Here is a 12,275-nt window from a genome sequence, read left to right on the forward strand (position 1 = left end):
GCGCAGTGACCATGTAGGACTGCGAGGCCGCTGCATGCGACTCCGAACCATGTCGGGCATCAGGCTGTCGAATCTGCTCCTCTCCGGCTGGTGCGGCCTCGTGCTCGTGTACCTCTACCTGCCGATCCTGCTGCTCATCATCTACTCGTTCAACACCTCCAGGCTGGGCGTGGTCTGGGAGGGGCTGACGTTCCAGTGGTACCGGCAGCTGTTCGGCGAGCTCGTCGCCCACCTCGGCGACGAGCGCCGGTCGCCGCTCATCGAGTCGATGAGCAACAGCGTGGTCATCGCCTCGATCGCCACGGTGCTCTCGGTCGCCCTCGGCACGGCGGGCGCCTGGCTGCTCTACCGTTACAAGTTCCCCGCGCTCCGGTCGCTCACGACGTTGATCTTCATTCCCATGATCATCCCCGAGATCATCATGGGGATCAGCCTGCTCATCTTCTTCAAGACGGTTGATCTGGAGCTCGGGTTCACGACGGTCATCATCTCGCACGTCACCTTCTGCTTCCCGTTCGTGCTCATCGCCGTCCAGGCGCGCCTCGCGGGGCTCGACCCGTCGCTCGAGGAGGCCGCCATGGATCTCGGGGCGACGCCGCTCAAGGCGTTCTTCCTGGTGATGGTGCCTTATCTTCTGCCCGCCATCATCTCCGGCGCGCTGATGTCGTTCACGCTCTCGATGGACGAGTTCATCGTCACCTATTTCACCACCGGGCCCAAGTCCCAGACGCTGCCGATCAAGGTGTTCGGCATGGCGAAGCTCGGCCTGAACCCGATCCTGAACACGATCTCGACCGTGTTCATCGTCGCGACGGCGATGCTCGTGGTGGTCGCCGAGTCGCTGAAGGGGGCGGGCAAGCGGCTCCCCCGCGACGGGTGACGGCGAGCGACGCGCGGGCGGCCTGCGCCGGCGCATGTACACCAAGGAAGAGGCCAATGAAACGCAACTCCGCGCTCCTATTGCTGCTGTACGTCACCGCCGTGCTCCTCCTCGGCTGCGGGAAGAAGGCCGACCCTGCGCCCTCGGCGGCCCCCTCGGGCGGCGCCGCGGCGCCGGAGCCGAAGGCCGGCGGCGAGCTCAACCTCCTCGCGTGGTCCGAGTACGTCCCGCAGGAGGTCCTCGATGGGTTCACGAAGGAGACAGGCATCAAGGTCAACTACGAGGCGTTCGCCTCGAACGAGGAGATGATGTCGAAGCTCCTCGCCGGGGGCACCCGGTACGACCTCATCCAGCCCTCGGAGTACACGGTCGAGGCGCTCGTGAAGCAGAAGAAGCTGAAGGAGCTCGACCACGCGCGCATCCCGAACCTGAAGAACATCGCGCCGGTGTTCAGGGGCCAGCCGCACGACGCGGAGCTCAAGTACTCGGTCCCCTGGATGGCCTCGACGGTCGGGATCGTCGTCAACACCGAGAAGGTGAAGGAGCCCATCAAGGGCTACAAGGACGTGTTCCAGCCGAAGTACAAGGGGCGCATCGTGGCCCTGAACGACGCGCGGGAGCTCGTCTCGTGGGTGCTGGTCACGATGGGCCACAAGGCCGACGACGTGACGCCGGAGACCCTCGCGAAGATCAAGCCGACGCTCGCGGAGTGGATCAAGCTCGTGAAGGTGTTCGACTCCGACAGCCCGAAGACGGCGCTCCTCAACGGCGACGTCGACATCGGCGTCATCTGGAGCGGCGAGGCGGCCATCCTCCACCAGACGGACAAGAAGAAGTTCCAGTTCATCCTGCCGGCCGAGGGGACCCACAAGGCCATCGACAGCCTCGCGATCCCCGACAACGCGCAGAACAAGATCGGCGCGGAGATGTTCATGAATTACATCCTCCGCCCGGAGGTGAGCAAGCTCATCTCGGACAAGTTCCCGTACACCAACCCGAACATGGAGGCGCGCAAGCTGCTCACGCCGGAGCAGCTCGCGAACCCGGCGAGTTACCCGCCCCTCACGGAGATGGAGACCTTCCACGACATCGGGAAGGCGGCGGCCGACATCGACAAGCTGGTGACGGACCTCAAGGCGGCGTCGGAGTGAGCGGCGCGGCCTCATGAACACGGCCACCGGGCAGGTCGTCGAGCTGAAGGGGCCCCAGCGGAGGCCGGGGCTCCGCGGGTGGCTGCTCCTCGCGCCGCTCCTCCTCTGGCTCGTCGCCTTCGTCGTGGCGCCCACCGGGATCATGCTCGTCTACAGCTTCTGCCAGCGGGACGAGCTCGGGCAGGTGGTCTTCGAGCTCTCGCTCGAGAACTACGCGCGCGTCTTCGACGCGACCTACCTCAAGATCCTGCTCAACTCGGTCCGGTACGCCGCCATCACCACGGCGATCTGCCTCGTCGCGGGGTACCCGGTGGCGTACTTCATCGGGCGGGCGCGGGAGGGCGTGCGGAACAAGCTGCTCATGCTGGTCATGGTGCCGTTCTGGACGAGCTTCCTCATCCGGACCTACGCGTGGATCTCCATCCTGAAGTCGGAGGGGCTGCTCAACGCGCTGCTCCTCTATCTGCAGGTCCTCTCGGCGCCGCTCGACGTCATGTACACGCCGACGGCGGTGATCATCGGGCTCGTCTACTCCTATCTCCCCTTCATGATCCTGCCCATCTACGGGAGCGTCGAGAAGCTCGACAACGCCCTCGTCGAGGCGGCCTTCGACCTCGGCGCGGGGCCCGTGGCCGCGTTCTCCCACGTCATCGTCCCGCTCACCCGGCCGGGGATCCTGGCGGGCGTGCTCCTCGTGTTCATCCCGGCGCTCGGGATGTTCGCGATCACCGATCTCATGGGCGGGGGGCGCGTGCCGATGGTCGGCAACGTGATCCAGAACCAGTTCCTCCAGGCGCGCAACTGGCCGTTCGGCTCCGCGCTCGGCATGACGCTCCTGCTCATGTTCTCTTTGCTCTTCCTGCTCGGCATGCGCCGGGAGCCGGAGCGCTGATGGGGCGCTCCCGCGCGGCGAGGTAAGGTAAATCGATGGATGTGATGGTCGAGCTCCGCGCGGTCACCAAGCGGTTCGGCGGTTTCCAGGCGGTGAGCGAGGTCGATCTCCAGATCAAGGCGGGCGAGTTCATCACGCTGCTCGGCCCCTCGGGGTGCGGCAAGACGACCCTGCTCCGGATGATCTCGGGCTTCGAGACGCCGACGAGCGGGGCCGTCCTGCTCGAGGGGAAGGACGTGACGCACGAGCCCCCCTACCGGCGGGACGTGAACCAGGTGTTCCAGAGCTACGCGCTGTTCCCGCACATGACCGTGCAGGAGAACATCAGCTTCGGGCTGCGCATGAAGAAGGTGCCCAAGCCGGAGATGGCCGAGCGGGTCCGCGCCGCGGTCGCGATGGTGTCGCTCGGGGGCATGGAGGATCGCAAGCCGACGCAGCTCTCCGGCGGGCAGCGGCAGCGCGTGGCGCTCGCGCGGGCGATCGTCTGCCGCCCGAGGGTGCTGCTGCTCGACGAGCCCCTCTCGGCGCTCGACGCGAAGCTCCGGCACGCGATGCAGGTGGAGCTCAAGGAGCTCCAGAAGAAGCTCGGGATCACCTTCGTGTTCGTGACCCACGACCAGGAAGAGGCGCTCACGATGAGCGACCGGATCGCGGTGATCAACAAGGGGCGCATCGAGCAGCTCGGCGACGCGTCGCAGATCTACCACCGGCCCAAGACGACGTTCGTCGCGAACTTCATCGGCCAGGCCAACATCCTCCGCGCCGCCGTGCTCTCCCGGAGCGGCGATCGCGCGCGGGTGCGGCTCGAGGGGGGGATCGAGCTGCTCGTCAACGCCGAGCACCTCGCGTCCGGGGCGGAGAGCGCGCTCATCTCCATCCGGCCCGAGAAGATCGCGCTCCGCAAGGAGCGGCAGGGCGGCTACGAGAGCGCGTTCGAGGCGCGGGTCGAGGACGAGCTGTTCAAGGGCGCGACCGACCAGCTGCGGCTCCGGACCGACTCCGGGCTCGCGCTCACGGCCGTCGTCGCCAACGAGAGCTCCGGCCAGGCGGCGCTGCACGCCGGGGATAGGGTCTTCTGCCACCTCCACCCCGACGACATCGTGATCGTCCACGAGGAGTGAGCCGCCGCGGCCCGGCGCCGACTGTGGCGCCGGAGCGTCGTGAACTGCGGTTCTCATCCGGCCGCGGCAGCGTGGAAGTCGGCAGCGAACACCGCGTACGATGGGGGCATGCTGCTTGCCATCCGACCTCGCATGCTCCGACGGTCGCTTGCGCTTGTCCTCCCAGCAGGTCTCCTCTCGATCTCCGCCGCCCCCGGCGACGCCCTCGCCGCGGGCGCGTGGCTCCCCGGCGCCGGGCAGGCGTCGATCGAGCAGCGGATCGCGGTCGCGGCGGGGCCGGAGCGCACGGCGCTCTGGACGAGCCTGCGCTTCCAGGGGGCGGGCGGGCCCGTGGCGCTCGTCGTGCCGGTGCCGCCGCTCGCGGCGATCGACGTGAGCTCGGACGCGTGGCTCGAGGCGCTCGAGGCGGCGACCGCGCCGCGCGTGCTCCCTCCGCAGGGCGTGAGTCCCTACTGCCCGGGCGAGGAGGCCGGGGCGAGCCCGTTCCACGTGGTGGGGCAGCTCGCGCACGAGGCGACGCTCTCGCCGAGCGAGGTGACGGTGCTCGCGGACGCGGAGGCGGTCGCGCTCTGGGCTGCGTCGGCCGGGCTCGCGCTCTCGCCCGAGACGGCCGCGCAGCTCGCCGCCCTGCAGGGGGTGCGGTTCGCGGCGGCCCGCTTCGACGCGCCCGGCGGCCCGGCGATCACGAAGGCGCTGCGCGTGGTGGCGGCCGGCGGCGAGCCGCTCCTGCCGCTGTCGCTGACCCGGGCGGGCGACGACGGCGTGCTCGTGACGGCGTGGCTGCTCGGCGACGGCCGGGGCGCGCTGCCGAGCGCGGCGCCCGTGAGGCTTCCGGCGGCGTCGCTGACCTGGGATGCGAGGTCGCAGGCCAGCGATTACGAGGACATCCGCCTCGACGCGCTCGCCCAGGCGGGGTTCCGCGGGGCGCTCGTCGAGGGCGCGAGCCACGAGGCGCTGAGCCGCAGCGTCGCCCTGGGCGGCGACAGCATCGACAGCGTGGTGAAGGCCTACTTCGCCCGCGCCGTCGCGTACGGCGACGCCTCGGACGCGCCGGGGACGTGCGCCGCGGTGGCCGCGGCCGCGCTGGAGTCGAGCCTCCCGGTCGCCGCGAGCTGCCCGCGCGCCGAGCACGGGGTGGTCGATGGATCCTCGGAGTGCGCGGAGTCGCCCGGGCGGGACGAGACCGATCCGGATCTTCTGCGCTGCGGTCCGATTGCCGACGACCTCGCGGTCGCGCTCTCCGGGCTCGCGCCGTCGTCGGTGTGGCTGACGCGCGCCTCGCTCTGGGTCGCGCCCGGGCAGGCCGGCACGGACTGGCCGCTGACCTTCGGGGCGGGCCGATCCGTCTCGCCGGTCGTGAGGGCCGGCCGCGTCAGCCTGATGGAGTGCCCCCTCGACAACGGCGCCGGCGGCGCGGGCGCCGGCAGCTCGTCGGGCGCCGGCGGCGCTGGGCTCGGCGGGGCGAGCTCCGGCGACAGCACGAGCGGCGGCTCGCCGACCGTGCACGTCCCGGGCGCCTATGACGACGAGGGGCCGGACGCCGACGTGGGCTGCGGCTGCGCGAGCACCGCCGACACGGTGGTCGTCGACGACACCGACGTGGAGGACGACGACACCTACGACGAAGCGGACGCCTACGAGGACGACGGCTGCAGCGGCGACACGAGCGAGCCGGCGCCCGAGTACGAGGAGGAGGTCGAGGGAGACGACTGCAGCGGCGACACGAGCGACCCCGAGTACGAGGAGGAGGTCGAGGGGGACGACTGCAGCGGTGACACGAGCGACCCCGAGTACGAGGAGGAGGGGGACGACTGCAGCGGCGACACGAGCGACCCCGAGTACGAGGAGGAGGGGGACGACTGCAGCGGCGACACGAGCGACCCCGAGTACGAAGAAGACTCCGGCGGCGACAGCTGCAGCGGGGGCTCCGACGACTCCGCCGAGTCGGAGGACTGCTCGATCGCGGGCGAGCGGCGCTCGAGCGCCCGGAAGAAGCGGGGACCGAAGCTGTCGGTCATGGCGCTCGGCGCGTTCGCGCTGCTCGCGCCGATCCGGCGCGCGAGCCGGCCCCGGCGGGGCGGCGGGCGGTAGGAGCCAGCGCGAGCCAGCGGCCGGCGGCGTCCCGGGCGTGTCTGCGCCCAGGGGCGGCCCGCCCCGTGGCATACTCCCGCGCGAGGTCACGACGTGAACGCTCCCGCCTGCAGGCTCACCGCCAGCTCCGCCGAACGCCTCGCGCAGGAGCGGCTCGGCGCCGAGGTCCGCGCCCGCTCCACGGAGCCTTGATGCGCGACGTCCGGATGCGAGGTTTTCGCGAGCGCGCGACGGTCGCGCGGGCGCTGGAGGTGCTGGAGCGGCGGATCCAGCGGCTCGGCGATGAGGTGGTCCCGGTCGCCCTCTCGGCCGGGCGGGTGGCGGCCGAGCACGTGGTCGCCCGGGCCAGCGTGCCGCACTTCGTCCGCGCGGCGATGGATGGCTACGCGCTCCTCGGCGAGGCGACGTCCGGCGCGACCACGTCCGCGCCGGTCGAGCTCGCGATCGTGGGCGAGTCGTTCCCCGGTCGCCCTCACGCGGGCGCGATCGGCCGGGGCGAGGCCGTGCGGATCACGACCGGCGCGCCGTTGCCCGAGGGGGCCGACGCCGTGCTCATGGCGGAGTACGCCGAGGAGGCGGCGGGCCGCGACGGGGCGGAGGTCGTGCGGGCGCTGCAGCCGGTGCCGCCCGGCAAACACGCCGCGGCGGTCGGCGAGGACGTGGAGGCGGGCGCCGTCGTCGTCTCGGCCGGGCGCAGGCTGCGCCCGCAGGACGTCGGCGTGCTCGCCTCGACGGGCGTCGCCGCGCTCCGGGTGGTGCGGCGGCCGTCGGTGCGGATCCTCATCACGGGCGATGAGCTCCTGCCGCCCGGGAGCATGCCGGCCGGCGCTTGCATCGTCGACTCGAACAGCCTGGTGCTCGCGGCGCTCGCGCGCCGCGACGGCGCCGAGGACGTCGCGGTCGAGTACGTCCCCGACCGGCGCGACGCGGTGCGGTCCGCCCTCTCCGCGGCCGCGGGCGACGTCGTGCTGGTCTCCGGCGGGTCCTCGGTGGGCCCTGAGGACCACGCGCCGCTCGTCCTCTCGGAGCTCGGCGAGCTCTCGATCCACGGCGTCTCGATGCGCCCCGCCGGCCCGGCGGGCTTCGGCTTCCTGGCCGGCGGCCGGCCGGTGTTCCTGCTGCCGGGAAACCCGGTGTCGTGCCTTTGCGCCTACGAATTCTTCGCCGGCCCGTCGATCCGCGTGCTCGGCGGTCTGCCGCGCGCGTGGCCGCACCGGCGCAGGCGCTGCGTGGTGGCGAGCAAGATCACCTCCGAGCTCGGCCGCGTCGATTACGTGAGGGTGCGCGTCGACGGAGATCGGGTGTTTCCGATCGCGACGACCGGCGCTTCCATCCTCTCGTCGACGACGCGCGCGGACGGCGTGGTGATCGTTCAGGGCGACGACGAGGGCTACGGTGAGGGCGCTGCGGTCGAGGTGCTGCTCTACGACGCGTGAGGCGCTGCCTCCGCGTCGGCTCGTCCCTGGCGCTGGGAGGCGGTAGGCTCCCTGGGCGGGTGACCGCCCAGGGAGCCGGCCACTCGGCACAACCCCCGACCCCCCGCGCGACCAGGGGCGAGCCTCGGCGATCCGTTACTGTACTTGGAGCCCGAACGCGCCGATCGTGATCTTCGATCCGTCGTTGCGCGGCGTGGCCTGCTGGTGGACCACGTACTGGTAATCGACCGTCGGCAGACCTTGGAGCGCCGAGCCGGCGCCGATGAGGGCCGCGCCGTCGAGCGGCCTGTAATCCTGGCCGTCCACCGAGGAGAACGGCAGCTCGGTGCCGACGATCGAGCTGTCCAGGCCGTCCACCTTCCCGATCACCTTCGGCCCCGGGACGGGATCGAACGCCGACCACCCCTTCGTGACCCAGTTCCCGGCGAGGACGAGGAGCCCGGCGGCCACGTCGTCGCGGTCGCCCATGAAGGTGACCGCGCGGATGTCGGTCGGCTCCACGCTGCTGGCGAACACGTTGTTCGACGCGTGGATCCGCTCGTCGTTCGTCGAGGCCTCGAACACCGCGGAGCGGTTGTAGTCCTCGTAGGCCTCGTTCCTGACGAACACGGTGTTGGCGAAGAAGTGGAGCGTGCCTTTCCGGTAGTACTCCGTCTCCCCGCTGTCCCCGCCATAGTGGATCATGGAGGGCTGGTAACCCGTGCGCAGGAGCACGTTGCCGTAGATGAAGGTCTCGTGGAACGACGGCAGATCGATCAGGTCGGGCGCCTCCTGCGCGTCGACGAGGTCGATCAGGTGGGCGCCGTCCTCGATCCAGTTGTACCGGATCACGACGCCGGCCGACCGCTCCTTGATGTTGTTGCCGTTGTCGCCGCGCGTGCGGCCGAAGCGGTTGAACTGGTAGATGACGTTCGACGCCTCGTTGTAGACGTTGTGCTGGTTATAGCTGTCGAGGCTGCCGTTGTCGTGGATGTAGTTCGACTCGATGAGCACGTCCTTGGTGAGGATGTCGCCGCCGGCCGTGCCGATGAAGAGGCCATTGGCGTTCTCGTGCACCTCGCAGCCGCGGATCGTCACGTGGTGGCCGCGCTCCACGTAGATGCCGGCCGCGTTGTCCGCGTAAGGCACCACGTTCCCCGATTTGTCGGTGAAGCGGTACGGGGGCGACGCGTTCCTGATCTCGAACCCTTCGATCACGATGTGGGTGGGATCGAGCTCGTAGTCGTCGTCGTGTTTGTGCCCGACGGCGACGAGCCCCCTGACCTGGTGGCCGTCGAAGGGGAAATCGAGCTCGGGCCGCGTGGTGGCGTCCTCGCCGTCGATCACCGGCAGCTCGCCGTTCGGCCCCGGGACGCCGCAGACCCGGATCGGCTGTTCCGCCGTGCCCTGGCCTCCGATCATGAGCTTCTCGTGGTACGCCTCGGGGCGCCAGAAGATGCGCACCGTATCGCCGGCGGCGAGCGACTCGAACGGAACGTCGCCGATCGTCTCGAACTCCTTCTCTGGGCCGACCTGGTAATCCTTGCCGAGCCCGACGTGGGTACACTCGATGTTGACTGGAGGGATGTTGACGGGCGGAGGGAGCGGCGCCTTCGTCGTGCCGTTGCCCGTCCTGTCGCCGATCTCGCCGGTGCAGCCCGCGACGAGGAGCAGACCCGCCATGCAAAGTCGAATTCTCACGGATGAATCCTCCCCATGCCTTTGATAAGCTGCGCTGTAATTTTCTAGTACCGTTGCAGACATTACCGCGCAGTGCCCGAACATTGACACATGGGCAGCCGTTGTCATGTGCGGAAGCTGCTGACTTCGCAGGTTTCTGCGCACTGAAGTGCAGGACGTACCGCGGCGCTTTGGAATCGCGCATCGCGCATCGCTGGCATCGTTCGCCTCGCTCACGAGGCGCGCCGGCGCGCTCCTTGCGCCTGCCGCGGTGCTCACCCCGCGGGCGGGTGGCGCGCTCAGTCTCCAGCGTTATCCAGCGCTTCCAGGGGGAACCCACGTTGTGCGAGGCTCTCCCGCGCGGTCGCCGGTTGGTTCACAGCGCCCTCACCGGGGCGCAGGAGGACGAGCCAGCACAAAAAACAGAGCGCCCATTCGACGGTGGGGGGGGGAAACCGTCACGGGCGCTCTGCCGTGCATCGTAAGCAGGAGGTGGACCAAGCACCCTCCCGCCTGATTTCGGGCACTTCCCACGCAGGACCGGGCGTGCGCCTTTCGGTTCTGAGGTTCGGCGTGCAGCTCTGTCGGCGACGGCGGCCGCGTGTGCGGCTCGGCGCTGCTGCGAGGCACCTCGGGTCGAGCGGCGAGGGCACACCGTCCTTCCGTTCACCGCCCTTCCGTTCACCTTCCTCTCGGCGATTGCCCGGACCGGACGGCGTCGTGGCGCGCCGCGATCGGGTCTGAGCGGGCACGCTCGGTGCTGCCCTGGCGTGGCGGTCGCGGCGGTGGCGCGGGCGTGCACTGCCGCGAGCGGAGCGGCCGCGGCGGGACACGCGCCGCGCGAGGCCCCGGCGCGCCCGGCGCGCCCTGCGCGCCCTGGCAGAGGAGCGTTACGAATGAACCCCGACGCGTTCGTCAAGCGCGCATTCCCGTTCATCCTGGGAGCCCTGGTCGCGGTCGCCGCGTATTGGCAGGCCTCCGGGGTCTCTTCTCTCGTCTCGCGCGCGATCGCGCCGTCCGGCGCTCCGTCCGGCGCGCCGGCGCTCGCCGAGCCGCCGCTCCCCGACGGCCGCGCGCCGAGCGCGGCGCCGATCCTCGAGCGCAATCCGTTCGACTCGACGACGGGGCCGCTCGGCGCGCGACCCGGGGACGCCGCGGCGGGGCCGACGGATCCCTCGACGCTCGATCCGAACAAGGCGCCTCCCTGCGACACGGGTCGCGTCGTGCTGATCGCGGCGTCCGACGATCCGGCGTGGTCGTTCGCGGCCATCGAGATCGACGAGGGGCGCACCGCGCTCGGGCGGCGCGGCGCGGAGCTCGCCGGCCGGAAGATCGAGGACATCGCGTGGGATCGCGTCGTCCTGACCTCCGCGGGCGGGCGCTGTCAGATGCGGCTCGGCCACCGGAGCGGCGGCGGCAAAACCGAGCCGCAGGCGCAGCCTCGCGCGCCGGAGCCGCCCCGCGCGCCCTCCTCCCGCGCGCGCGGCAGGAGCGATGTCCCGCCGGAGATCGCCTCGAACATCCGCCGGGTGAGCGAGACGGAGATCGACATCGAACGATCGGCCGCCGAGCAGATCTTCGCGCAACCCGAGCTCGTGACGCACACCTCGGCGGCCATCCCGGAGATGCGGGACAACCAGGTGGTCGGGCTGAAGATGACGATCAAGCCCGGCTCGGTGCTCGAGTCCTTCGGGCTGCAGAGCGGCGATCTCGTGCGGTCGGTCAACGGCATCGATCTGACCGACCCGGAAAAGGCGATGATGGCGTACACGCGGATGCGCTCCGACAACCGCGTGTCGGTCCTCGTCGAGCGCAACGGCCGCCCGATGCGGCTCCGGGTGAACCTCCGCTGACGCGCCGCCGCGGCGCCGGCCGCGACGGCGCTCCGTTCTGGATCGGCGCCGCGCTCCATCGCGGAGCACCCCGGCGAGCCGCCGCGGGGCGCGGCCGCCGGAGGCCTGCTTTCCCCGGGCCTCCCGCCTGGTCCGGTTCCTGCGAATCCCGCCCTCGCGAGGGAGAGGCCATGACACACATCGAGCACCGCAGGGGCACCGGAGGCCTCGCTGCTCACCGAGCGCACCCTCCGGCAGGGCGAGGCCGAGGCGCAGCGGGCCATCGAGCTGACGAGGCTCTCCGCCGAGGTCGAGATCCAGCGGCGGCGCCAGGAGACCAGCGAGGGGGCGCGGCTCGAGGAGCTCGCGTCGGAGGCGCGGCTCACGGAGGCGCGGCTCGCGCATGAACGGCAGGGCGCGGCGCTCGCGCTGAGGGCCGAGATCGAGAAGACGACGCTCGAGGCGGAGGCGGCCGCGGCGCGCCACGCGGCGGAGATGGCCGCGGGCGCCCACGAGGTCGACCTGCTCGCGCAGCGCGCGGCGATCGCGGCCGCGCGCCTGCGCGTGGCCGAGGCCGAGCTCGCGATCGCCGAGATCGAGGCGAAGAAGGCGCGGCTCACGCAGGAGCTCGAGCTCGAGCGCGCGCGGGCGCTCCGCGAGATCGAGAACACCGTGTCTCCGGAGATCGTCCGGCTCACCGTGGCACAGCAGATGCCGGCGCTCGCGGCCGCGTTCCAGCAGCGGATGGGGGAGGTGCACGTCACGGCCGTCGACGGGGCGAGCCCGTTCGGCTTCGTCGCGGCGGCCGTGGAGGGGGCGCTGGGGCTGGCCCGCGCCGCGGGGCTCGAGGTACCTTCGGCGCGCGCCCCGAAGGCCGAGCCGCCGCGGGCGGGCGGCCTCGACGCCGCCCCGCGCTGAGGCGCGGCGACGCCCGGCGCTCGCGAGGTGAGCGAGGTGAGCGAGGTGAGCGAGGTGAAGTGAACGCGCGCCGCGGCGCGCGCATCTCACGAGGGGGTACGAGCCCCCTCACGAGGGGGCTCGAGCCCACATTGACCGGATTGCGGCGCAAGACTCCGGCGCATTCCTGTGATATCCTCCTATCTCTTGATCTGTGCACAACGGGAGGGCTCTTGACGCGGTGCTCGGCGGATGCCCGCGCAAGAAACCGACGGATGAGCACGGATGCTGCGGTGGGGAGAGCTCGGTCGCATAA

General features: G+C 71.0%; 9 protein-coding genes. 8 read left to right on the forward strand and 1 reads right to left on the reverse strand.

Annotated elements, in window-relative coordinates; all coding sequences use genetic code 11:
* The first annotated feature begins 34 nt into the window (after positions 1-34).
* The 6 genes from WMF43_RS50785 (at position 35) to WMF43_RS50810 (ending at position 7,571) form a co-directional block, all read left to right on the forward strand.
* Entirely contained in the window at positions 35-880 is an 846-nt protein-coding gene (locus WMF43_RS50785) for an ABC transporter permease (RefSeq protein WP_437676343.1), read from the forward strand.
* 56 nt (positions 881-936) lie between these two features.
* Complete coding sequence (locus WMF43_RS50790; protein WP_437676345.1) at positions 937-2,031, forward strand: polyamine ABC transporter substrate-binding protein; 1,095 nt, start codon at positions 937-939, stop codon at positions 2,029-2,031.
* A 13-nt stretch (positions 2,032-2,044) separates the two neighbouring features.
* Entirely contained in the window at positions 2,045-2,923 is an 879-nt protein-coding gene (locus WMF43_RS50795; RefSeq protein ID WP_437676347.1) for an ABC transporter permease, read from the forward strand.
* Between the two features lie 35 nt (positions 2,924-2,958).
* On the forward strand, positions 2,959-4,044 hold the full coding sequence (locus WMF43_RS50800) for an ABC transporter ATP-binding protein (protein ID WP_437676349.1): 1,086 nt from the start codon (positions 2,959-2,961) through the stop codon (positions 4,042-4,044).
* A 108-nt stretch (positions 4,045-4,152) separates the two neighbouring features.
* Positions 4,153-6,135, forward strand: a complete 1,983-nt coding sequence (locus tag WMF43_RS50805) for a DUF2330 domain-containing protein (RefSeq protein ID WP_437676350.1) — start codon at positions 4,153-4,155, stop codon at positions 6,133-6,135.
* Positions 6,136-6,341: 206 nt separating this feature from the next.
* Positions 6,342-7,571: a molybdopterin molybdotransferase MoeA gene (locus WMF43_RS50810; RefSeq protein ID WP_437676352.1), complete on the forward strand. Its 1,230-nt coding sequence runs from the start codon at positions 6,342-6,344 to the stop codon at positions 7,569-7,571.
* A gap of 135 nt (positions 7,572-7,706) precedes the next feature.
* Here WMF43_RS50810 and WMF43_RS50815 read toward each other — a convergent pair whose 3' ends face one another.
* Positions 7,707-9,251 carry a right-handed parallel beta-helix repeat-containing protein gene (locus WMF43_RS50815; protein WP_437676354.1) on the reverse strand — a complete coding sequence of 515 codons (1,545 nt, stop codon included), beginning with the start codon at positions 9,249-9,251 and terminating at the stop codon, positions 7,707-7,709.
* A gap of 875 nt (positions 9,252-10,126) precedes the next feature.
* On the opposite strand from WMF43_RS50815, the gene gspC reads away from it, so the two are divergent.
* Positions 10,127-11,083 carry a type II secretion system protein GspC gene (gene gspC / locus WMF43_RS50820; RefSeq protein ID WP_437676356.1) on the forward strand — a complete coding sequence of 319 codons (957 nt, stop codon included), beginning with the start codon at positions 10,127-10,129 and terminating at the stop codon, positions 11,081-11,083.
* A gap of 474 nt (positions 11,084-11,557) precedes the next feature.
* Positions 11,558-11,980 carry a hypothetical protein gene (locus WMF43_RS50825; RefSeq protein WP_437676357.1) on the forward strand — a complete coding sequence of 141 codons (423 nt, stop codon included), beginning with the start codon at positions 11,558-11,560 and terminating at the stop codon, positions 11,978-11,980.
* The last annotated feature ends 295 nt before the right edge of the window (positions 11,981-12,275 follow it).

The sequence above is a fragment of the Sorangium sp. So ce131 genome (assembly GCF_051519095.1).
GTDB lineage: Bacteria > Myxococcota_A > Polyangia > Polyangiales > Polyangiaceae > Sorangium.